The sequence below is a fragment of the Xenorhabdus sp. Sc-CR9 genome, from assembly GCF_963897815.1.
Lineage (GTDB): Bacteria > Pseudomonadota > Gammaproteobacteria > Enterobacterales > Enterobacteriaceae > Xenorhabdus.
On record NZ_CAWQTY010000168.1, the window covers coordinates 1 to 24,176 of the forward strand.

Annotated in this window: 19 protein-coding genes and 1 rRNA gene; 12 read left to right on the forward strand and 8 right to left on the reverse strand. The window is 41.6% G+C overall.

Translation table 11 applies throughout. The annotated features are described in order from the left end of the window. Window positions 1–10 precede the first annotated feature (10 nt). A 5S ribosomal RNA gene (gene rrf / locus AACQ81_RS08850) occupies window positions 11–126 on the forward strand. Between the two features lie 163 nt (window positions 127–289). Here the strand turns inward: rrf and AACQ81_RS08855 are convergent. Continuing rightward, window positions 290–955, reverse strand: a complete 666-nt coding sequence (locus AACQ81_RS08855; protein WP_443089541.1) for a GntR family transcriptional regulator — start codon at window positions 953–955, stop codon at window positions 290–292. Window positions 956–1,486: 531 nt separating this feature from the next. Here AACQ81_RS08855 and AACQ81_RS08860 point away from each other — a divergent pair. The 4 genes from AACQ81_RS08860 to AACQ81_RS08875 all read left to right on the forward strand — a co-directional run bounded on the left by AACQ81_RS08860 (window position 1,487) and on the right by AACQ81_RS08875 (window position 7,907). Next, complete coding sequence (locus AACQ81_RS08860; RefSeq protein ID WP_237386964.1) at window positions 1,487–2,254, forward strand: LamB/YcsF family protein; 768 nt, start codon at window positions 1,487–1,489, stop codon at window positions 2,252–2,254. A 43-nt stretch (window positions 2,255–2,297) separates the two neighbouring features. After that, window positions 2,298–3,896 (forward strand): 5-oxoprolinase subunit B/C family protein, encoded by a 1,599-nt coding sequence (locus AACQ81_RS08865; protein ID WP_237386965.1) that lies wholly within the window; start codon window positions 2,298–2,300, stop codon window positions 3,894–3,896. Continuing rightward, window positions 3,893–5,692: an ATP-binding protein gene (locus AACQ81_RS08870; RefSeq protein ID WP_237386966.1), complete on the forward strand. Its 1,800-nt coding sequence runs from the start codon at window positions 3,893–3,895 to the stop codon at window positions 5,690–5,692. The genes AACQ81_RS08865 and AACQ81_RS08870 overlap by 4 nt, the downstream gene beginning before the upstream one ends. Before the next feature lie 154 nt (window positions 5,693–5,846). Then, a complete protein-coding gene (locus AACQ81_RS08875; protein WP_237386967.1) occupies window positions 5,847–7,907 on the forward strand; it encodes a TonB-dependent receptor domain-containing protein in 2,061 nt (686 codons plus the stop codon). Window positions 7,908–7,987: 80 nt separating this feature from the next. Here the strand turns inward: AACQ81_RS08875 and frdD are convergent, their stop codons facing one another. Genes frdD through frdA form a run of 4 tightly spaced genes read right to left on the reverse strand, consistent with a single transcriptional unit; the run spans window position 7,988 to window position 11,291 of the window. Beyond that, window positions 7,988–8,341: a fumarate reductase subunit FrdD gene (frdD, locus tag AACQ81_RS08880; RefSeq protein WP_237386968.1), complete on the reverse strand. Its 354-nt coding sequence runs from the start codon at window positions 8,339–8,341 to the stop codon at window positions 7,988–7,990. A 16-nt stretch (window positions 8,342–8,357) separates the two neighbouring features. After that, the gene (gene frdC / locus AACQ81_RS08885) at window positions 8,358–8,753 is read right to left on the reverse strand and encodes a fumarate reductase subunit FrdC (RefSeq protein WP_237386969.1); all 396 of its coding nucleotides are present in this window, start codon (window positions 8,751–8,753) and stop codon (window positions 8,358–8,360) included. Window positions 8,754–8,767: 14 nt separating this feature from the next. Further along, complete coding sequence (locus AACQ81_RS08890) at window positions 8,768–9,502, reverse strand: succinate dehydrogenase/fumarate reductase iron-sulfur subunit (protein ID WP_237386970.1); 735 nt, start codon at window positions 9,500–9,502, stop codon at window positions 8,768–8,770. Next, on the reverse strand, window positions 9,495–11,291 hold the full coding sequence (frdA, locus tag AACQ81_RS08895; RefSeq protein ID WP_237386971.1) for a fumarate reductase (quinol) flavoprotein subunit: 1,797 nt from the start codon (window positions 11,289–11,291) through the stop codon (window positions 9,495–9,497). Before frdA ends, AACQ81_RS08890 begins: the two co-directional genes overlap by 8 nt. A gap of 850 nt (window positions 11,292–12,141) precedes the next feature. Here frdA and AACQ81_RS08900 point away from each other — a divergent pair. From AACQ81_RS08900 to epmA, 5 genes are all read left to right on the forward strand, one after another. Continuing rightward, window positions 12,142–12,459, forward strand: a complete 318-nt coding sequence (locus AACQ81_RS08900; RefSeq protein ID WP_237386972.1) for a hypothetical protein — start codon at window positions 12,142–12,144, stop codon at window positions 12,457–12,459. A gap of 62 nt (window positions 12,460–12,521) precedes the next feature. Further along, a complete protein-coding gene (locus AACQ81_RS08905; RefSeq protein WP_237386973.1) occupies window positions 12,522–12,869 on the forward strand; it encodes a hypothetical protein in 348 nt (115 codons plus the stop codon). 297 nt (window positions 12,870–13,166) lie between these two features. After that, window positions 13,167–13,496 carry a hypothetical protein gene (locus AACQ81_RS08910; RefSeq protein WP_237386974.1) on the forward strand — a complete coding sequence of 110 codons (330 nt, stop codon included), beginning with the start codon at window positions 13,167–13,169 and terminating at the stop codon, window positions 13,494–13,496. Between the two features lie 68 nt (window positions 13,497–13,564). Then, a complete protein-coding gene (locus tag AACQ81_RS08915; RefSeq protein ID WP_237386975.1) occupies window positions 13,565–13,915 on the forward strand; it encodes a hypothetical protein in 351 nt (116 codons plus the stop codon). A 437-nt stretch (window positions 13,916–14,352) separates the two neighbouring features. Beyond that, on the forward strand, window positions 14,353–15,330 hold the full coding sequence (gene epmA, locus AACQ81_RS08920; RefSeq protein WP_237386976.1) for an elongation factor P--(R)-beta-lysine ligase: 978 nt from the start codon (window positions 14,353–14,355) through the stop codon (window positions 15,328–15,330). Window positions 15,331–15,377: 47 nt separating this feature from the next. On the opposite strand, the gene glpQ is transcribed toward epmA, so the two are convergent. Both glpQ and glpT read right to left on the reverse strand, forming a co-directional pair. After that, window positions 15,378–16,457 (reverse strand): glycerophosphodiester phosphodiesterase, encoded by a 1,080-nt coding sequence (gene glpQ, locus AACQ81_RS08925; protein WP_237386977.1) that lies wholly within the window; start codon window positions 16,455–16,457, stop codon window positions 15,378–15,380. 776 nt (window positions 16,458–17,233) lie between these two features. Continuing rightward, the gene (gene glpT, locus AACQ81_RS08930; protein ID WP_237386978.1) at window positions 17,234–18,586 is read right to left on the reverse strand and encodes a glycerol-3-phosphate transporter; all 1,353 of its coding nucleotides are present in this window, start codon (window positions 18,584–18,586) and stop codon (window positions 17,234–17,236) included. Between the two features lie 971 nt (window positions 18,587–19,557). Here glpT and AACQ81_RS08935 point away from each other — a divergent pair. Next, window positions 19,558–22,728 (forward strand): thioester reductase domain-containing protein, encoded by a 3,171-nt coding sequence (locus AACQ81_RS08935; RefSeq protein ID WP_237386979.1) that lies wholly within the window; start codon window positions 19,558–19,560, stop codon window positions 22,726–22,728. Then, entirely contained in the window at window positions 22,725–22,907 is a 183-nt protein-coding gene (locus AACQ81_RS08940; RefSeq protein ID WP_237386980.1) for an MbtH family NRPS accessory protein, read from the forward strand. Before AACQ81_RS08935 ends, AACQ81_RS08940 begins: the two co-directional genes overlap by 4 nt. A gap of 158 nt (window positions 22,908–23,065) precedes the next feature. On the opposite strand, the gene AACQ81_RS08945 is transcribed toward AACQ81_RS08940, so the two are convergent. After that, window positions 23,066–24,166, reverse strand: coding sequence for a glycerol dehydrogenase (locus AACQ81_RS08945; protein ID WP_237386981.1), 1,101 nt, complete (start codon window positions 24,164–24,166; stop codon window positions 23,066–23,068). Window positions 24,167–24,176 lie beyond the last annotated feature (10 nt).

Consider the following 24,176-nt stretch of genomic DNA (forward strand, 5'->3'; position numbering starts at 1 on the left):
ACAGGATTTGTCTGGCGGCAAGAGCGCGGTGGTCCCACCTGATCCCATGCCGAACTCAGCAGTGAAACGCCGTTGCGCCGATGGTAGTGTGGGGTCTCCCCATGCGAGAGTAGGGCACTGCCAGACAATTATTTGCCAGAGAAGCCATCCTTTACCGGATGGCTTTTTTGCGTTTTAGAACTTAGTAGCCAACTAAACTACCACATCACCGCATTTCTTTAACCCTGCTTAGAATTTTTTGCGAAAAAAACGCATGTTAAAATATATAATTAGTTGATTTAAATTGGCCTTATGATTTTTGATTATTTTTACGTGTATAAGCTGCTAATATTGTTCTTTCTGATAGCTCCAGATAGTCTTTCATTTTTTTAGCAGCAAGTTCATTTTGCCCAGAATTAAGAAGTTCCAGAATATGGGTGTTTTTATCGATATAGGGCGCATATAAAAGTTCTGGATCGTTCAAAATACCAAAAGCCAGTCGAAGTTCCGCAGAGATATTGCGATAGAACGCAATCAACCTTTCACTATCAGTTAATTCCACAATTGCGGCATGAAAACGCATATTGGCCGTTCCGGCACCAATCCAGTCTTTTTTATTACGGCATTGTTCGGCTGTTTCGACGGCTTTTGTCATCTTGGCAACACTGGGATGTATTGAATAAGCTTGAGCAAGTGCCTGACACTCAACCAGTTGTCGAACCCGATAGATATCAATAATTGATGCAATATCGGGAGTCGCAACAAATACACCACGATTAGGCTCATGTTTGAGCAGGCCCTCTTGAGTGAGAAGCCGGAATACTTCACGTAATGTATTCCGTGAAATTTCAAGCTGTTCACTCAGAGTAGCTTCTGATAATCGCTGTCCCGGCAATAACTCCCCAGCAACCAACTTATTTCTTATAGTTTCGGAGATTCTATTGCTCAAAATCTGGGGGAAATGGTCTTTTTTCATAGTCATCCATTAGGTTAGTTGCTGATAACGAACACCTTCGAAGCCTCATAAACAAAAATCTTCACATATTCCCTGAAATCCAGCGAGTTATCGCCATTGAACCAATATAGGGTGATTTCACTGTATGCCTTGGACTAGATTGTGCATCTTGGCAATAAATTCAACAGTAAATGTTAATAAAGTGATCTCCCTTGGACTTTTGCAATTGATAGCATAATTTTGTTTGCTTATTTACTCACCAGATAGTATTTATTGTTCAACAATATGTTTTCTTTGATTAAACAATTTTTAATTTGGTTACATAATGGTACGAATATTGCCTAGAACATAATAAGTATAATAACGATGACAGGGGAGAATGAGCAATCTTTGTTTATGTTGGCTGGAAACGCGCTGATTTGATGGAAGGGTGTGTCTACCCACGCTGGCTTCTGTGGTCAAGTGCGATGACTTGTATGCTGACATAGTACATGGGCGTGATATCTATCGATTCTATCTTTGAGTTTTTGAAATCAGCTTAAGGGAATCATCATGATAAAAACAATCGATTTAAATAGTGATCTCGGTGAAAGTTTCGGTCAATGGTGTATGGGAAATGATGAAGCAATATTGGAGATTGTCAGTAGTGCTAACGTTGCCTGTGGTTTTCATGCGGGAGATCCGGTAGGAATTTTGCGTACCCTAAAATTTGCCCAAAAAAATAATGTGGTGATTGGTGCTCATGTTTCTTACCCTGATTTGGTTGGTTTTGGACGGCGTAAAATGGATATCGCTGCACATGAACTTACAGCAGACGTTATTTACCAGATTGCTGCCTTGCAAGGATTGGCTAAAGTGGCAGATACAAGGGTGAGCTATGTCAAACCTCATGGTGCGCTTTATAACACAATTGCAAATGATGAATATCAGGCGATTGCTGTTATTGAAGGTATTTTAGCGATTGATCCTAATCTTATTTTGGTTGGTTTGGCAGGATCAAACATCTTAAGATTAGCTCGAGAAAGAGGGTTGAAAACCATCGCAGAAGCATTTGCTGATCGTGCCTATACTTCTAAGGGGGAATTAGTCTCCCGTCGTGAAACGGGTTCTGTTCTGCATGATGCAGATCTTGTTGCTCGGCGCATGTTGCAATTGGTGACAGAGGGAGGTGTTGAATCGATTGATGGAAAATTCACATCCATTCAGGCGGATTCTATTTGCGTACATGGTGATAGCCCTGATGCGGTAGAGATGGCAAAACAGGTCAAAACCGTTTTGCAACAGGCCGGAGTTACCATCCGATCATTTGTTCATCCATAAATATGGTTTGAACTGACACGGTTGATAATTTAGGGAGATAGCCTTGCGTTTTTTACCTGTTAATTTTAATGCCATCATGGTTGAGCTAAGTGGGTTGGCAGAAACACTGGCACTGTTAGATTCAATGAGTGTGTCTCCTATTTTTGGGATTGAAGAAATTATTCCGGCCGCGAGAACTTTGATGATTCGTTTTCGGCCGACAAAAATATCAGCCCAGCAACTAGCGACAGAAATCAGTTGTCGTGATTTGCAGGCACGTGGTTATGCAATAGGAAAACATATTGAAATCCCGGTGCACTATAACGGTGATGATCTTACAACAGTTGCAGAAATATTGGGAATAACTGTTCAGGAAGTTATTCGTCAACATACGGAAAATGAATATACCGTAGCCTTTACTGGGTTCGCTCCCGGCTTTGCTTATCTGGCATCGGATGCCTCGCAGTGGAATATTCCCCGCCAAAAAACACCAAGAACACGTATTCCGGCAGGTGCCGTTGCCTTGGCGGGAGAATTCAGCAGTGTTTACCCACAAGCAAGCCCTGGGGGGTGGCAAATTATCGGTATTACAACCGAACGGATGTGGGATCTTTCCCGTTCATCCCCCGCCTTATTGCAACCGGGTTATCGTGTTAACTTTCGGGATACCGGGCATCTTCCTACAACAATAAGTTTGCCAGAAGTGCCTATCAAGCATGCAGTTTCATTACCAGAGTCCTCTTGTTATTTGGAAGTTTTGTCTGTGGGGTTACAAACTCTGTTCCAGGATTTGGGGCGCGTTGGTCAGTCAGGGTTAGGGATCTCAGAATCTGGGGCGATGGATAAAAGTGCTTTGCGTAGTGCAAACCGTATTGTTGGTAATTCTTCCGATCAAACCTGTCTGGAGATAGTACAGGGAGGCTTTAAGGCAATCGCACATGGGAAGATGTTAGTTGCAATTACGGGGGCACCATGTCCAATGAAGATAAAAACACCATTGGGAGAAACGTTATATGTGAATACTCACCAACCTATTGATCTCAACGATGGTGATGAAATTTCGTTAGGTATACCGAATGCTGGAATGCGCTCTTATGTGGCAGTACGCGGGGGTTTTGTTATTCCTGCCGTCTTATCCAGTCACTCATTTGATACTTTGTCGAATATCGGGCCTGCACCATTGAAAGTAAGTGATAACTTGGCCGTCAGAAAAGCCTCTCACTGCGCAGCGGTATCTTTCTCTGAAACACCGGCTTTTGACATGCCAAGTAGAGATGACGTCGTAGTATTAGATATCATTCTTGGTCCTCGTACAGATTGGTTTACCCAAAAAGCCATCGATTTATTGAGCAACCAAATTTGGCAGGTAACTCCTCAATCCAACCGTATTGGCTTGCGATTAAGCGGTAAGCGTTCACTATCACGCCTTAAGCAACAAGAACTACCCAGCGAAGGAACTTGTGCGGGAGCAGTTCAAATTCCTGCCAGTGGGCAGCCTGTCTTATTTCTAGCTGACCATCCACTCACGGGCGGATATCCGGTTATTGCCTCAGTAGCCGATTATCATCTTGATCTTGCTGGTCAGGTTCCTGTCAACGCCAAAATTCGCTTTAACCCCATCAGCCAATTCCAAGAAATTCAAGGGAGCAAAAGTTCTCTATGAGCACAGCAAATAATCAATTTAAGAACAGTCAATTTAAGAACAATCAATCTAAGAAAGTACTGATCGCTAACCGTGGTGAGATTGCTGTTCGTATTATCCGTGCTTGCCGTGATTATGGAATACAGACAATCGCCGTCTATGCGGATGTAGATATCAATGCACAGCACGTACAACTGGCAGATGAGGCTTATGGTCTGGGTGGGAATAGCCCCACAGAAACCTATCTCAATATTCCCCGTTTACTGTCGGTGGCAAAGCAATCTGGGGCAACGATGGTGCATCCGGGGTATGGCTTTTTGTCTGAACGGGCTGAATTTGCTCGTGCCGTGATTGACGCAGGATTGATTTGGATTGGTCCTGACCCTGAAACCATTGATGAGTTGGGCGATAAAATCAAGGCGCGTAAAATTGCCCAGAAAGTAGGGGCTCCACTGGTGGTTGGAACAGCAGAGCCAGTTAAAGAAGTACAGGAAGTTGTCGCTTTTGCGGAACAGCATGGCTTGCCGATTGCCATTAAAGCTGCATTTGGTGGTGGTGGCCGTGGCTTGAAAGTAGCTTGGCGATTGGATGAAGTGGCAGAACTTTATCATTCGGCAGTGCGTGAAGCGACAGCTGCATTTGGGCGGGGCGAGTGCTTTATTGAGCAATTTTTGGATAAACCTCGTCATATAGAGGCGCAAGTGATTGCGGATAGGCAGGGTAACGTTGTGGTGCTGGGAACCCGAGATTGTTCCTTGCAGCGTCGAAATCAAAAACTGGTGGAAGAAGCTCCGGCTCCATTTTTAACGCAGTCACAAAGAGAACGTATTCATCAGTCAGCAAAAGCAATTTGTGCGGAAGCCAATTATGTGGGTGCTGGCACAGTAGAATTCTTGTTAAGTGCAGATGGAACGCTTTCTTTCTTAGAAGTAAATACTCGCTTACAGGTTGAGCATCCGGTGACGGAAGAAACAACAGGTATTGATCTGGTTATCGAACAGTTGCGAGTGGCGGAGGGTTATCCGTTGAGCATTCGGGAAACACCAGTACCAAGAGGACATTCGTTTGAATTTCGCATTAATGCGGAAGACGCAGGTAAAGGTTTCTTGCCGACATCTGGCATAATCAGCGAATTTATCCCGCCTTCTGGTCCCGGTATTCGTCTGGATTCAGGAGTGATAACGGGTTCCACCATTCCGGCTACTTTTGACTCATTGATGGCTAAATTAATCGTCACGGGGGAGACTCGTGAACAGGCCATTTTCCGTGCCCGCCGGGCATTACGGGAATTCAAAATCCGAGGGGTAGCATCGGTATTGCCTTTCCATCAAGCGGTGATGGAACATCTTGATTTTATTTCCAGTGATGCGTTTCATGTCCATACCCGCTGGATAGAAACAGATTTTGCCAATGAACTGGAAAGCTCACCACGCCAGGTTGTAACAGAAGATAAAAGCATCACCCGCACATTTATCGAGATTGATGGCCGCAGGCACGAGTTGGGATTACCGTCGAATTTATTGACTGGATTGGCGCAGTTAGCCCCTACGAGTGAGCAATCATTTTTTCATCCCCAATCTTCCACAAAGGAAAAAACATCGGCAGATCCCCATCAGGTGAAAGCCCCCATATCCGGTATCTTGCATTCATGGCTGGTCACAGAGGGCGAGCAAGTCAGTGAGGGTGATGTGATTGCCGTGATGGAAGCGATGAAGATGGAAGTACAAATCAGTGCTCATCGTTCGGGAAAAATCACATTTTGCGTTCGGGCAGGGGGTTATCAGAATGTAGAGTGTGCTCTGGCTCACATATACTAGTCGTATAGAGTAACCATATTGGTTAAAACAGCAGGATCTGTTGATCTTGCCTTTCATCCCCAGATATGTCCTATGTTCGCTTTTAAAGTTATTTACATTTTCTATATAAATGTAAATAATAACGATTCTCAATAGTATTTTTGATTGAAAATAAATGTCTAAAATTACCCAGATTTACGCTAGCCTGGCTAAAAGTGGCCTGTGTGTTCCTTTGATGTCAGCATCTATGTTGACAGTTGCTATCTCTACCAATGCATTTGCAACCACGGGAGAGTCAATCAAGAAATCAACGGTAACTGGCGATACACTCGTCGTTATTGCAGATAACAATGCAGAACAAGATAATGGAAAAGTCAACCGTAACGAAATCAAAGTCAGACAGGCACAAAGTGTCGGTGAGATTTTAAAGAATGTACCGGGCGTCCAAGCGGGTCACCCCAGCGCTTTAGGGCAGCGTTTTAAAATCCGTGGCATGGATGATCAATTCATCAACGTAACGGTTGATGGTGCACGACAAGAGGGATATCACTTCCATCATTCGGGTAGCTACGGCATCGATCCTGAAATGCTGAAGCAAATTGATGTCAGTGTCGGTACTAACAGTATTACTTATGATACGGGAGCCCTTGCTGGCGCATTAAAATTTGAAACCGTTGATGCTGGTGATTTATTAGAACCGGGCCAATTATTTGGTGCAAAAGGTAAATTAAGCTATGTCAGTAATGGTTCTGAGTTCCAGCAATCTTTAGCAACTTATGGAAGAGTGGGAGCAGTTGATTTATTAGGCTATTTTAATCATCGTGATATAAATGATGCTGATTCGGGCAGAGATAACCGCGGAAGAAGCTCAATTCCTACCGATGGGAAACTGGTTAATTATTTATTAAAAGCGAAATTCAACCTGACTGATGAGCAGTATATCAATGTATCAAAAGAACATTATCAAAATGATGCGGAGACTAATTTCAGATTGAATTTTGGTTCGGATATCAATAAAGGGAGAAAAGGAAAGTACGCTTCAGAGCGTGATGCCTATAATCTCACTTACAGATATGTACCAGTCGATAATGACCTCATTGACTTAAAAGTTTCTGCCTATCACACAGAACAAAACTTCAACCACATGAGGGAAATCGGTGGGCCTGGAAAGGGATTCGACAGTATTGTTGAAACCCAAGGTATTAGGGCGCGTAATGTCTCTAATTTTGATACCCAGAAATTATCCCATGTTTTAACTTATGGGTATGAATATTTTGATACCAGAATGGCGTACACTGATGTATCAGAAAATGTACACAAAAAAGCAGTAGAAACAGGAAAATCATCATCTGTTTATTTGGAGGATGACATTCAATTTTCTGATTTTCATGTTATTCCGGGTGTCAGATGGGATCACTACCAATACAATACCATTAATAAAAATGATAAGCCTTTTGAGAGAACTTATGTCCATTTCTCAAAAGCACTGGGTTTGAAATACGAACTTGGCGCGTCAACAACATTATTTGCCAATTATACCGAACTTTTCAGAGGCCCATTGGGTAAAGAGATTGGTATGGGGCAAAGTAATCACAACGCCAACTTAAAAGCGACGACGGGTTACAACTTAGAAACGGGTGCAGCGGGAACATATTCTGATGTTTTTGCTGAAAATGACTCATTCACTGTCATTGGTAAGGTCTTCCAAACCAATTTCAAAAATCTGGCTACAACTTTAGCTAAGAGTGAGCTGAATAATATCCCTAAATCCAGATTGGAAGGGTTTGAATTATCGACCAAATATCAGTTGGATAACCTATCTTTAAGAGCGACTTACGCGAAAGCGAATAACAAAATCCTTACAGGCAGTGCGCTATTTGACACAAGACGAGAGTTTACCCCAACTATAGGTGATGCTTTCACTATTGGCGGAAGCTACTTATTTGATAAAACTGATATTGAACTTGGTTGGAACTCTCGATTTGTCCGTGCCACAGATGCAAACGGGACTGATGATGGTAAGATTGTAAATATACATAAGCCTGGCTATGGTGTCAGTGATGTGTATATTTCCTGGGCACCGAAAGCCGGTTCATTTAAAAACACAGAAATTCAGCTTGGTATCGATAATGTCTTCGATAAACGTTACAACGAGCAGTCTTACTATCTGAATACTTATAAAGGGCAGGAAGAGAAAGGTCGTTCTTATAAAGCGACTGTTTCTTATAAGTTCTAAAGACAATGCCTTAATTTGTAGTACAAAGTCTGCGGGTAAGCCGCAGACTTTTTTCAAGATCATTCTTCCGATTATCACAATTACAGTGTAAACGTCCCAATCAAAGCGATAACACTCAAAATAGCTGCTGCACCATAGAACACCCATTGACTGGCTGGAATATGAATTTGCAGATCGTGCATTCCGTGATGGATTCGGTGCATACCGCACCATAGAGGTAGGCAGATCATCAGCAGCAAAAAGATACGACCAATAAAGCTCTGGCAGAATGTCAGGATGCGTTCATAAGAGAGTGATTCTGGCACCAGACCGAGTGGCAGCAAAATACCCAGCAACAAAATAATTGCAGGGCCAACAATGGCACTCCACATCCCGCCGGCACCAAACAACCCCCAGAAAATCGGTTCGTCGGAACGCTTAGGTACTTGATTCATTGGATCCTCCTTGGGGTCAGAAAAATAGCGCAATGCCGAGAATCGCGGCAGTAGCAATAATCATGGTTGCCCATAACAGCTTGATGATGGGACCCGGGGTCATTTTTTCATTTTTTACGATGATATTGAGCGCTTTTGGTGCCAGCTCAAACCACGTTTTCGTATGCAGCAAGGTTGCCAGCAAGGTGATGATATTTATCAATAACACGGCCGGATGTTGCAGAAAAGAGACAAAACCCGCCCAGCTTTCTGGGCCATTTTTCAGGGCAAATAAACCGTAAAGCACAAGCAGGCTGAACCACACGGTAGGAATAGATGTGCCTTCGCGCAGCATATAAAAGCGATAAAATCCCAGCTTATGCCACCAATTAGGCTTCATGCTGCGCACATAAGGTTTACGTTTCGTTGTCATTACTTCCTCCTCCCTTATTGTGGTTTCAGCATAGAGATAAGAAAATCTTTGGCACTTTCTGCCTTGCTTTGCTGAATGGCACCAGCCGGATCGACATGTTTCGGGCAGACTTCAGAGCAATAGCCAACGAAAGTACAAGACCAGACTCCATTGTTACTATTGATTTGCGGCATACGTTCTTTCTTGCCGTTATCCCGGTTATCAAGGTTATAGCGATGTGCCAGTGTGACTGCGGCAGGCCCGATGAACTCAGGATTCAGGCCAAATTGAGGGCAGGCAGCATAACACAGGCCACAGTTAATACAGCCTGAAAACTGGTGATACTTTGCCATCTGTGCCGGAGTTTGCATATTCGGGCCATCAGCGGGTTTGCGTTCATTGCCGATGATATAAGGTTTGATGGCTTCGAGGCTCTCAATAAAGTGTGTCATGTCCACAACCAAGTCCCGTTCAATCGGGAAATTACCCAGTGCTTCGACTTTCATTCCTTGTTCATAATCACGCAGAAAAGTTTTACATGCCAGTTTTGGTACGCGGTTTACCATCATGCCGCAGGAACCACAAATTGCCATGCGGCAAGACCAGCGATAGGAAAGATCAGGTGCCAGATTATCCTTAATGTAGCCCAACGCATCCAGCAGTGAGATTTGATCATCGTAAGGCACTTCATACGTAACAAAATGAGGTTCATTGTCAGTTTCCGGGTTATAGCGCATGACTTCCATTTTCAGGTTTTTTAGCTCAGCCATTCGCCTGCTCCTTCTGTTTTTTCTCTTGTGCTGCCGCTTCGCCACCATATACTCGCTTCGCTGGCTGAGATTTGGTGATTTTCACATCACTGTATTCCAGACGGGGAGAACCTTCAGGGTTATAGAAAGCCAGCGTGTGCTTCAAGAAATTTTCATCGTCACGTTCGGTACAGCCTTCATCAAGGCGCTGGTGGGCACCACGTGATTCTTTGCGATTCATCGCTGAATGCGCCATACATTCAGCAACATCAAGACCGAATCCCAATTCGATGGTATAAAGCAGATCGGTATTGAATACGCTGGAACGATCGCTAATTTCGATATGCTTGAAACGCTCTTTGAGTTCGGCAATTTTGTCGATGGTTTTCTGCATCAACTCTGGTGTACGGTAAATGCCGCACCCTTCTTCCATTGAAGTTCCCAGTTCATCGCGGATTTTCGCCCAATTTTCACCACCTTTCTGATTCAGCAGTTTATTGAGCTTATCTTCGATATCACGGACTTGGGCAACCAGTGCGCTGTCATTAGCTGGTTTCACATGCTGAATATACTTGACCGCTTCTTCCGCTGCCAGACGCCCAAAAACAACCAATTCTGCCAGAGAATTAGAACCAAGGCGGTTTGCACCGTGGAGGCCGACAGATGAACATTCACCAATAGCGAATAGCCCTTTGATGCTGGTTTCACAACGCTGATCAGTTTCGATTCCACCCATAGTGTAATGCGCGGTTGGGCGAACAGGGATTGGTTCTTTGACAGGATCAACGCCGACATAGGCTTTTGCCAGTTCACAGATAAACGGCAGACGTTCGAGCAGTTTTTTCTCACCCAAGTGGCGTAAATCCAGGTAAACCACATCACCGCGTAGCGTGGTGATAGTACGGCCCGCTTGCCATTCATGCCAAAAAGCCTGAGATACCTTATCGCGCGGGCCTAGTTCCATATATTTGTTTTCGGGCTGCCCGAGTGGAGTTTCTGGTCCCAAACCATAATCTTGCAGATAACGATAGCCATCTTTGTTCACAAGAATCCCGCCTTCACCACGGCAGCCTTCGGTCATTAAAATACCGGAACCCGGTAATCCCGTCGGGTGATATTGCACAAATTCCATATCACGCAATGGTACACCGTGGCGGAATGCCATACCCATACCATCACCGGTAACAATACCGCCATTGGTATTGTAACGATAGACACGCCCTGCACCACCTGTCGCCATAATGACCGCATTGGCACGGATCTGAACTTTTGTGCCTTCCATCATATTCAGTGCAACCAAGCCGCGAGTCTGTCCTTCATCTACCAGAATATCGAGTACAAAATACTCATCAAAACGCTGGATCTGAGGATATTTGAGGGATGTCTGGAACAGCGTATGGAGCATATGAAAGCCAGTTTTATCGGCGGCAAACCACGTGCGTTCAATTTTCATGCCACCAAAACGACGTACGTTCACGGAGCCATCTTCTTTACGGCTCCAAGGACAGCCCCATTGTTCCAGTTGGATCATTTCTGTCGGGCAATGTTTGACAAAATACTCAACAACATCCTGTTCACACAGCCAGTCACCACCGGATACGGTGTCATTGAAGTGAAAGTCATAGGAATCGTGTGATTGAGTGACTGCGGCTGAACCACCTTCTGCGGCCACAGTGTGACTGCGCATGGGATACACTTTTGAGATCAGGGCGATCTTGAGCTGGGGATTGGCTTCAGCAGCAGCAATGGCTGCTCGCAGTCCTGCGCCACCAGCTCCGATAATCGCGAGGTCGACATTGACGGTTTGCACTGCGCTTCTCCATTGTTCAAGTGGGAGCAAACAAAGTAAATAAAAATAACGATTTAGTTTTACTATCTGTTACTTTTTGTATGGTTTAATTATAGCGAATAGTGTTGGGGGTAAATTTGATATGAATGCGTATTTTGTGTGATTTTCTGTGTGATTCTCCCTATAAAATGTGATCTGAGACAAATTTTTACTTATTGGCATGATATGTGTGATGATGAAAAATAAAGTATCAAATTTTTTGATAAAAGTAATATATAAACATACTGCTATAATTAAGGACAAATTTATTTTTTTAAAAGTTATCAATCAGAATATTAATTGAATAAAAATACTTATTAAATAAGGCGTTTAATAATAAGGCATGTCCGTATTATATTTTCATGGTAAAGCTTTTTATATTATTTTATTTAATGTAACTATGGAGTTAAATATAAATATTGTTTTATTTTGATAATCGGAATTTTGTGATTTTTTATTACTGGTGGTTTCAATTGTTTTCTTTGACATATCAAGAATCATCATCTAACTTTTATATATAACTTTTTATTAGAATTTATCTCTTGGGTTCATTTAATAAGTTCTCAGTTTTATACTTATCCTAGGTTTAGGCTGGTAGAAATGGAATGTAATATATTCTACTGAATGGGAGTGAGAGAATTATTTCATAATCATAAATCAATATTTTTATCTCTATTCTATATAGGGACTTAGCGCCAATTAAAAATAGGGGGTACTTCCACTTAATTGATGGTTATATTCTGATGATATCGTGATTTTCAATTCAGAACTAGATCTCTACTGAATTTTGTTTGTATTTTTTATATAAATAATTATCTAAAGGAATAATCATATGAATATCAAAGATAAAACAACATCAGCCAATGAATTAACAGCTGGTGAGGTATATTACGACGTAAAAATTCTTAGGTTGCAGATTTTCGGTATGGAAAGCAGAGGTAGTGGTGTTAGGATCACAGTCCATCATGAGGAATATGGTGTTCTTTTTTATGAACTTTCAGCTCCTAATCAGGAGATAGGCGGAGTTACAGTATATATGGGGTTATTGGAGGCTTTACTCAAAAAATCTGTAGTGAGAATAAAAGCCACCGGATATCATGGTGAGGCAGTAGTTGGTTTTATTTCAGGTGCTACGTTTAGTAAAGTGTAAAAATAATCTTGACTAATCTATTTTTAAAATATTTATTAAAAATTAGTTAAAGGGGTAATTACATGAGCAGCAATGATAAATCAGTATCAAATAAGATACTAGAAGATAATGCTACAACTATTTACAATGTAAAAATTGTTGGAGTAGAGGCTGATGTTTTTTTTAGTAATGTTGAAATAAAGTTTGTGGATTCACACGGGCTTAATTTTGACGAATTTTATTTAGCATATCCTGAACACCGTATAAGTGGTGAAGGCATATATTTCACATTACTGTTAGCTTTAAACGGTTCATTTCTTGTATCATTAAAACTCACCAAATCTACTTATCCAGCAATGTCTCGTTATATCTCAGGTGTTAGAGTTGAAGTTCCGGATGTAATACCTGATCCTCATGATCCTTGGCATTAAGATGATAGACATTTTTCTATTTTCTATTTTCTATTTTCTTTTATTTCAATAGAATCCTTGGATTGAATTATTTTGGTGTGCCACAATAACAGGCTAACTTACATATATTTTGATGGTGATTTATTTTTTGATTAATGATGTTGGTGATTTTTTATTCATAATAATATATGATTCTCCTGAAAATATGCAAGGAGTTTTTAAGATAATCATAAATAAATGTTTTTATATCTTTTTTATATGGTGTATTACCACTATAAAAAAGTGATTAAAGTTTCTTTTCATTTAACAGGTGATTATATGAATATTAAAGATAAATCAGATTTAGTTGATACTTCAAAATTAGATGAAGAAAGTGAAGATGAAATAACTTATTACAATGTAAAAATTCGGAGGTTGCAGCTTTACCAAAAAGCGGATGGGACTTATGATATTAGAGTCACGATTTATGATCCACAATATAGGTATCTTTATTTTGAATTCTATTATCCTAATGAGGAGATGAGGGGAATTGCAACATATGCAGGGTTATTGGACGCTTTAGTCAAAAGCTATTCAGTATCATTAATAGCCACTAGATATCATGGTAGTCAGGAAGTTGGTTTCATTACAGGTGTTGAAACCTATTAGTCTTGAATTCATAGCTCACTCACTCACTCACTTATTTATTATTAGGGATAATTTTAAGGAATAATCATATGAACAGCAATGATAAACTAGGAAAATCAATATCAGACGATATGGCAAAAAATGATGATACAATTATTAGAAATGTAACAATTGATAGGATGCAAACTGATTATTTAAATAATAATCTTCTCGTGAGAATTAGAAGTCCTAATTTCTCTGGGTATCGCGAATATCTTTTAGCATATCCGGATCATAAGATAAGTGGAAGTGGAATATACCTCACGTTATTGGCAGCTATAAAAAATTCATTTACTGTATCATTAAAACTCACTGGATATGTTCCACCTAAAGATGGTTACATTTCAGCCATTATGATTGAGAGTCAGGGCATACCACCTGATCCATTCGCTCCTTGGTGACCCGTATCTTATTTAGGATTAAGATTAGGTTAATTTTTCTCTTGTTATACCTATTATCTTTTATCTTTGATTCTAAATAGTATCTTTTGGTATTTGGACACGGAGGTCCATATTAATCAATGGAACCACAACGAAGTTTTTACATTTTCTTTATAAAAATTAAATTAATCTGACTTTTATAATTCTTTTTGTAATTATTTTTTATTATCATGCTGGCATTTATCTCCAACAAAATCAGAGAATATGTTTAACAAAACTTTATCTTTTATGCCTTATGATTTTCCATATTCCCATATAGAGATAAAGGGTTTTCTATTCACTTGTATCGCAGAGAATAGCAGGAGAAAATGTGTTCACCCATTTAGTGTTGAAAATTTGTCTGGCGGTCTTGATATGAGTAAACTGCGCGTTTTGTTTTATTTTGGAGTCATAGGAATATGAACGAAATCGCGAATTGGCAGCCAAGGGCCCCTATCGCCAATTTATTGAAAAGGGCGGATATCTTAGCAGAAATACGGCGCTTTTTCGCAGATCGCGGGGTGTTGGAGGTTGAAACACCTGCCATGAGTCAAGCGACTGTCACCGATGTTCATCTGGTCCCTTTCCAGACACAGTTCGTTGGGCCTGGTGCGGCGGATGGCTTGCCCCTGTACCTGATGACCAGCCCTGAATACCATATGAAGCGCCTGCTGGCCGCGGGCAGTGGTTCCATTTATCAGATGGGGAAAAGTTTCCGTAATGAGGAAGCGGGTCGCCATCATAACCCGGAATTCACCATGCTGGAGTGGTATCGTCCACATTACGACATGTATCGCTTAATGAATGAAGTGGATGATCTGCTGCAACAGATTTTGGATTGTGAAAGTGCTGAATCACTTTCCTATCAACAGGCATTTATTCGCTATCTGAATATTGACCCACTGACTGCCAGTAAAGATAAACTGCGTGAAATTGCGGCGAAACTTGATCTCAGCAATATCGCTGCTCAGGAAGAAGATCGGGATACTTTGCTGCAATTACTTTTCATGATGGGAGTGGAAACTCAGATAGGTATTGAAAAACCGACGTTTATCTATCACTTTCCTGCATCTCAAGCGTCACTGGCAAAAATCAGCAAAGAAGATCACCGGGTTGCGGAACGTTTTGAAGTCTATTTTAAGGGTATGGAACTGGCGAATGGTTTTCATGAACTGACTGATAGTGATGAACAGCGCCTACGTTTTGATCAGGATAACCGTAAACGTGAAGCAATGGGGCTGACAGTTCAGCCGATAGATGAATACCTGCTTGCAGCTCTTACGCATGGTATGCCGGATTGTTCTGGTGTGGCATTAGGCGTGGATCGTCTGATTATGCTGGTGCTGGCTGCCGAGCGGATTAGTGAGGTGATTGCCTTTCCGGTGGGAATTTCTTAATCATGATTGGGGCAGTTTTAGGCTGCCCCTTTGATGATTTATTCTGATTATTTGTGTTCGTGGTGTTTTTCCAGAAATTTCACAGCTAAATCAGGGAAATCAGTGAACGCACCATCGACATTGGCTTTGTCGAAAATGATATCAAACAATTGGTTACCGTTGGTTGCATATTTTGGCAATTGATCGATACGAATGGTATACGGATGTACAGCCAGATGGCTTGCGTGAGCCTCTTTCACCATTCCGGTTAATTTAATGTTAGTTGGTGTAGAATCACTGGCGATCAGCATATGGTAATCAGGGCCAATACCGTCAGCGTATTTTGCTACTTCTTTCATTGCACCTGGTTTAAACATCCAGTCATAACTGTAATTTTGCCATGTACCATCTGTTTTTTGTTCGTAGGTTTCATTCCAGTCAGTGTAAGCAATAAGCTGAACCAGTTTCAGATCCATGCCCAGTTTCGGTTCCAGTTCATTTTTGATGCGTTTCAGTTCATTGGCATCAAAACATTGTAAATAAGCTTTATCACTCTTTTTGGTATAGCCATATTGTTTCAGAACTTCCAGCACCTTGGCGGTAATATCCTTACCCTCTTGGCGATGGAACCACGGTGCTTTAATTTCAGGGTAAATACCAATATCCTTGCCAGTGGATTTATTCAGGCCCTGAATAAACTCCAGCTCTTCCTGAAAAGTATGAATATGGAAATCCGATTCTCCCATTGGAAAACGTCCGGGATAGCTCTGTACTTTCTTGCCATCTTTGATATCAAAGCCTTCAGTGAATTTTAGTGACTTAATTTCTGGCAGAGTAAAGTCGATGGCGTAATAGCGACCGTTAGCACGGGCACGGTTTGGAAAACGTTCTGCGACATCCGTTACGCGATCGAGATAATGATCATGCAGTACAATGAGCTGGTCATCTTTAGTCATGACTAGATCTTGTTCAAGATAATCAGCACCTTGTGCATAAGCCATAGCTTTGGCGGGTAATGTGTGTTCAGGTAAATAACCGCTAGCACCACGATGGGCAATAACAATCTTATCTGCTGCTGCATGTACAATGCCTGACATTGATGATGCTAACAAAATACCTGCCATGATTGCCTTGATAGGGGTCTGCATTGGGATTCTCCATTTATTCTAATAAAAATCTTAAACAAAAAATGATGTTACTTATTGTTTCGCTGAATTTCAGTCAGCAGCCAGAAAAATAGGTTATTCATTCAAGTCGCTTTTTATATAAAATCATGGCATAACACAATCCTGAAATGTGATTTTATCAGCAGTATGTCACAGTTTTATGACATAAAAATTTCTCTTTGGATTATGTTTATATTTAGTCTATTTATTACTGTTATTAAATGAACAATATTATAGGGTGGAAAGGTTTTTTTATATTGAAATAAGAATTAAATGGCCACTATAAATCCTATGAATAGGCGATGACAAAGGAAGAAATGTTTAATAATATTTAATGTAGATGTAAATCTGAAACTTACGTTATCACTATTCTGGACTAAACTGAACCGTGAGATCTACTAATAAATAGATTTTCATAATAGGGGTATATTCAAATTATGAAGTTTACTTACACCTCGCCACGCAGGGTAATGTAAGCGATCGATAATTTTAGAATGCTACTTATACCAATGATTTATACGAATGATTTTTCTGAGTTAACGTTAAAAATTCTGAACATTCTATTGTTTGTTGAGCGAAATATTAATTCTATATTTGCTTCAATGAATATATGCCCTTATGAAAACAACAGATATAATCAAGAACAGATTAATGTGGTCAGGAGATATTCCAGAAAATCAGCGTTAAATCTATTTAATGAAATCGCAGTACAATAAACTGTACTGCGATTGATATTAATCAGTATTTTTGTCCCAAAGTTACTGACTCAAGTGAGACATTTCCTGTTTATGTTTGTTTTCACTTAACATAACAAACAGCAACAAAACAACAGACAATGCACTACCACCGATCATGATCATAAAACCACCATTCCAGCCAAAGTAGTCAACGGTGTAACCAACGATGGCGCTGGCAGCCACTGAGCCACCCAGATAGCCAAACAGACCGGTAAAGCCAGCCGCTGTTCCGGCCGCTTTTTTCGGTGCCAGTTCAAGGGCATGCAAGCCAATCAGCATGACAGGGCCGTAAATCAAGAAACCGATAACCAGCATACAAAGCGTATCGATAGTCGGGTTACCTGCCGGGTTCATCCAGAATACGATAGTGGCAATAGTCACCAATATCATAAAGAATACGCCGGTTGCCCCACGGTTGCCCTTAAACACTTTGTCAGACATCCAGCCGCACAACAGCGTACCCGGAATACCCGCATACTCATACAGGAAGTAGGCCCAGGAAGATTTATCCAGCGTAAAGTGTTTCACTTCTCTTAAGTAAGTTGGTGACCAGTCGAGGATGCCGTAACGCAGCAGGTATACAAATACGTTGGCAATCGCGATCATCCACAGCAACTTGTTGGGTAGAACATACTGCATGAAAATTTCTTTTGCAGTCAGTTCTTTTTCGTCTTTTTCAGTGTAATCAGGTGGATAATCATTTTTGTACTCTTCGATTGGTGGCAGACCACAAGATTGTGGTGTATCGCGCATCAAGGCAAAACTAATGATAGCCACGAGGATAGCTGCAAATGCAGGCATATACAGAGCAGCTTTCCAATCATTAAACCAAGCCATACCTAATAGGAACAATAATGGCGGTAAACCACCACCAACGTTATGGGCACAATTCCATATAGAAACAATCCCGCCACGTTCTTTTTGTGACCACCAGTGAACCATTGTGCGTCCACAAGGAGGCCAACCCATGCCTTGGAACCAACCACAGAAGAACAGCAATATAAACATAATAGCAATGCTGGATGTTGCCCATGGAACAAAGCCCATAAACAGCATGACGGCCGCAGCCATTATCAGACCAGCAGGTAAGAAAACACGTGGGTTCGAACGATCGGAAATAGAACCCATGATGAATTTTGAGAATCCGTATGCAATTGAAATTCCGGAAAGAGCGAAGCCAAGATCTCCTTTGGAAAAGCCTTGCTCTACTAAATAAGGCATCGCCAGAGTAAAGTTTTTTCTTACCAGGTAGTAGGCAGCATAACCAAAGAAGATCCCTATAAAAATTTGCCAGCGTAAGCGACGATAGAGTGGATCTATCTCTTGCACAGGCAATTGGGCTTTATGGGGAGCCGGTTTAAAAATACTTAACATGTCTGTCTCCACGTGACTTCTGTATGAGCGAATCACCACTTATTGAGCAATTGAGCAGTGATGGCATTAAACGAAAAAACTTAACAAAATATTTTCTATATCGAAGGAAATATTAGCCAAAATAACCTAATATGACAGTGAGGTATCGCTAGCATATAGATATAATTTCGTAAAGTTGATGATTTTGAGTGATTTAGAGGGTTTTTAAAATAGAATTTATTCATATTATCGTGATGTACGTCACAATAAAATGCTTTTCTTATTGTTTTTGTACGTTTAAAGTTCGTTTATGTTCTTTATCCTACAAAAACTCATTATTATTAAGGATACTTTTCCCACTAATCATAAATCTATATCAAAATAGTCCACGTAAATACAAATATTATAAGTTTAATTTAATAATGAATGGTGGCATTCTTGTGTCTGTAGGTGAGTGAAATATACTGTTTATCTAACAGTATTATTTAAATTATGTTTTGATTTATTCATCGGTATTTATTTTTTTATTTACATGTTTTGCGTTTTTTATAATGGGATTACAAATAAAATTATTGAAATTAAAATTCAAAATAATAGATATTACCACAAATAGTTATTCGTACTCATGATCGCAACGTTTATGCAGTATAGAATAGCTATTTAATATTAAAATTATAATTATATCAGTATGTTATGTGAGTTTGGCGACAGATTGTATAGGCGTAATACACACTGTTTCCGATAAACAAATAGCTTTATATAAGTTGATTATTTTATTAGCTAAGTATCACAAAATAATACTAATTAATATGTTTATTAAATTCATACTAAACTTTTGCAGTTTATTTTATTTGCTTCAGTTAAAGTCAACATAAGGTATTTAAAAATGCCGAATGTAGACCAAGGCTGAAAGATAACGACTACCAGCATTGATGTCTCCATTCATCATGAAAAATGATGAGAACAATGGAGCTAAAAATGAGAGCATTATTATGAATACTTACACACACAAGGCAATATTACACACAGCATTTACTGGGCAAAAATTCTCTCCTGCTATTGATATTGATATTGAAATTAATAGTGATGTCAGTCAAATGACAGAAGAGCTGGAACCGTGGTTTAAAAATGTCCCCTCTCGCTTGGCTGAGCTGGCAAATGTGATACCGAATGACATCGCCGTTTCTGATCCACATGAAACGCTGACATTTGGTGAATTGCACCAACGAATTGAAAATGCCGCATATGTCTTGCTCCATCAGGGTGTAAAAATGGGCAGCAATGTTGCCATTGCTGCCCAGCGGGGAATTGCATGGTTTGTTACCATGCAGGCAATTTGGCGGCTTGGGGCGGTGTATATCCCCCTGAACACCATGATGCCTGAAAAACGTCTGAATGATATTCTCGCCAGCCTGCCGGAAAGTATTCTGGTATCTGATGATACGGTGTCGTCGGGGCTCAAGGCAGCAACCTTAATCCCGATGGATATGGTATTAAATAATGTTAATGAGATGACAGAAGCAGAAATTGTAGGAAATATTGATATCCCTGTGCTGGGGAATCACCCTGCTTATGTGATGTTTACCTCTGGCTCCACTGGGTTGCCAAAGTCAGTGCAAGTACAGCATGAAAATCTGGCTGCCTGCTTATGCGGGTTCGGCAAACTGCTGTCAATCAGTCAACATGACCATATGTTGGCACTGTCCACATTCTCTTTTGATATCTCAGTTTTAGAATTGCTGCTGACCGTGGTGCATGGTGGCAGTATCTATATCGCTTCAATTGATACCCAAAGGGACGCGATAGCATTGTCTGAAACGTTGTCAAATCCACAATTTACCTTTGCTCAAGCGACACCTGTGACTTGGTCAATGGCTCTGAATGCAGGTTGGAAACCCCGCCCTGAAATGGTTATGCTTTGCGGTGGAGAGGCGCTGTCGCAAGATCTGGCAGATCAACTAATGTCTACCGATGGTACGTTATGGAACGTTTATGGCCCGACGGAAACAACTATCTGGTCAACGGCATTCCGCATGAAAAAAGGAGATAAAGTTCAATTGGGTGGTCCCATTCCCGGCACGAGTATTACGATTGTAGATCAGTACCTGCGTCCTGTTCCGAAAGGAACCGTGGGGGAAATTCTCATCGGAGGGATGGGTGTGACTGCGGGGTATCGCAATAACCCGACTGAAACCGCGAAAAGATATGTTCCCGATATGACCCAAAAAGGAAAAAGAGCATATCTGACGGGCGATATGGCGCGTATGTTGGAAGATGGTTCTTTTATTTATATGGGTAGACAGGATGATCAGGTAAAAGTGCGTGGATATCGGATCGAATTGGGTGAGATAGAAATTGCATTAAGAAAACAAGACAGTGTACAGGATGCGATTATCCGGGTAGCAGGCAATGGAGATCTCGCCAAGATCCAAGCGTTTATCCTGTTCAATCCGAATATGATTGTGCCGGAAGAGTGGGTACGCGAAACACAATTAGCGCTCAGGGAAATGCTGCATGAAGCCTGGATACCGACTGAATATTACCGTATTCCTTATATTCCGCTGACAAGCAGTGGCAAAAGAGATAAAAAGCGGTTGGACGAAGTTGCGGAACGACTGAACGCCAGTTATGACGTGGTACAGCCACAGACAGAAACTGAAAAACGCGTTTATGCCATTTGGCGTGATTTACTGGCAACAGATGTATTTGGGATCACTGATGATTTCTTCCAGATAGGGGGGCACTCCATCCTAGTCGCCCGCATGGTAGAGAACATTGAAAAGGCATTTTTATTGAGGATACCGATTTCTGGTATCTATGTGGAGCCGACAGTTGCCAGAATCTCAGCCATTTTGGATGAAATGACAGTCGCACGTCAGAAGAATCCCGCTCGGATTGTGGGAACTTATCATAGTGAAGCGTTGATTCGCCAACATGCTGAGACCCTCAGGAATGATGTTTATCTGAAAGAGGGAGTTCGCCCTGATGGATTGCCTCATGCCAACTGGTATCAGCCAGATGCAGTTTTGCTGACCGGTGCTACCGGATATCTCGGGCTACATTTGCTGGAGCAACTGTTAAAACAGACCTCAGCCAAAGTTATCTGTCTGTGCCGTGCATCCGATGAAGAACATGCCCTCGATAGAATCAAGGCAGGATTCACCAATTACCAGATTAATGTTGGTGATGGGCTAGACCGTGTGGAATTCGTGATCGGTGATTTGGGGCAGCCACGTTTTGGCCTGTTGCCGGAAACATGGGAGCAACTTGCAGAAACTATTGATGTTATTTATCACAACGGAGCACTGGTTAATTTTATCTACCCTTATAGTGCCCTGAAGAGTATCAATGTTGATGGAACCAGAACAGCGCTGGAGCTGGCTTGTACCGCACGCCTGAAACATTTCCACTATGTTTCTTCCGTGAATGCGCTATTTGCTACCGAATCACCTCGTCCTTATATGGAAGATGATCGTGCCATGAGTGAATCAGTACGTGATCCTTCCGGTTATTCTGGCAGTAAGTGGGTATCAGAAGGGATCATAAATATTGCCCGCAATAGAAATGTTCCCGTAAGTATTTATCGTCCGGGCCTGATTCTGGGGCACACCCGTACAGGGGCTGCACAGGGTAATGATTATCTGGTTGCGTCTTTGAAAGGTTATTTGTCAATGGGCTTCTATCCAAATCATGCTTTACTGCTTGATATCGTACCCGTTGATTATGTGGCTGCATCGCTGGTCCATATCTCCAGAAAACCGGAATCAAATGGGAAATTTTTCAATTTGTTCAATCCAGAACAAGTTTCCATCCGGCAATTTTTCAACTGGGTACAGGATTTTGGCTATATCCTCAACCCGGTGCCATTTGATGAGGGGAAAGAGAAGATCCTTGCATTAGATGATACTCACCCTTTGTACCCATTAATTCCCCTGATCAGGGATATGACAGAAAGACCTTATCGGGCATTGGATCCTGCTTATATCGACGAAATACATCCCGAATTGGAGCTGAAAAATACGTTGTCAGGGCTAACTGGAAGTGACATTCGTTGTCCAACAATTACGGCTGGATATGTCCATCAGGTATTGCGTTATTTGATTGGTACTGGGTTCTTGCCAGCTCTTCTGACGAAGAATTTCAGACAGGAGATTGTGGCATGAAACAGTTAAACGGAAGAAATACCATGAGTTGGATGGTGGTCATCAATGTCAAAAAACAGTATTCGGTCTGGCCGACGGAGTATGAAATTCCGATGGGGTGGATAGCAACGGGAAGAATGGGATCTAAAGAAGAGTGCTTGGATCACATTGCCAACATTTGGCCTGAGCCGACAAAATAGACCAAAGGTAGATACTCACAGATTGTAATAGATAATTATTAATCATCATTTCACCATAATCATGGGTATGTTCCTGCGGGGCATACCCATTTTTTTATGCTTAACGACGGGTCGTGAGTTCAGAGCGGGATTAGCCGCTCTGAAACCGCCATAATTACTTAATACAGCCAATCCTGCCCTATTCGGTCTGCGGCCAGAATTGCGGCATAAACTTGATCGGGTGTCACAGCAAAAGGCATATTGTGGATGGTTTCTTCTTCGGAACAGCTTGCTATAGCGACTTGCATGATTTTTTGATGCAGTTTTTCACTATCACGTAAACCGAGTTGCTCTAGTGTTACTGGCAGACCAACTTGTACACAGAAATCGAGTACGGCTTCCAGCTCTTCACTTGAGCTATTTTCCAATATTAATTGCGTCAAAGTGCCAAATGCCACTTTTTCACCATGATAGAGATGGTGACATTCTTCCAGCACCGTAAAACCATTATGGATTGCGTGAGCTGCGGCCAGGCCCGCACTTTCAAAACCGATGCCGCTGAGATAGGTATTTGCCTCAACAATATTTTCAACCGCGAGTGTACTGACTCCCGCTTCCACGGCTAATTTTGCTTTATAGCCTTCTGCTATCAAGGTCTCATAACAGAGTTTAGCCAATGCCAGAGCTGTAGTAGATGTGGCTCCTCCGGCCATAGTTGGTTTATGGGCTGAACTATTGGCTCGCGCTTCAAAATAGGTGGCAAGGGCGTCCCCCATTCCTGCCACAAATAAGCGAACAGGTGCTTTGGCAACGATACTGGTATCCATCAGCACAATATCCGGATTTTGTGGATAGCGCAGATAGCGGTCGAATTTTCCAAGTTCAGTATACAGGACAGAGAGAGCACTGGTCGGCGCATCGGTTGAAGCAAGAGTAGGTGAAATAATTACGGGGATCTTAGATTCATATGCTATAGCTTTGGCAGTATCAAGCGTTTTTCCGCCCCCGAGTCCAATGACGGCCTGACATTGGTTACTGACCAGAATGGCGGACAAGCGTTCTATTTCACTGCTGCTGCATTCACCATTGAAGATTTCAAAATGGCTGGTAACTTCGTTTTCTTCTAGGCTATTGCTGACGGTATCCCCAATAAGGCTCATCACGAAATTATCGGCAATCACGAAGACATGGTCAGCAATCATTTTGGTGTATCGGCCAATGTGAGATAACGCACCCGGCCCTTGGATATATTTGGATGGAGACTGGATCACTTTCAGCATAAGAAATATT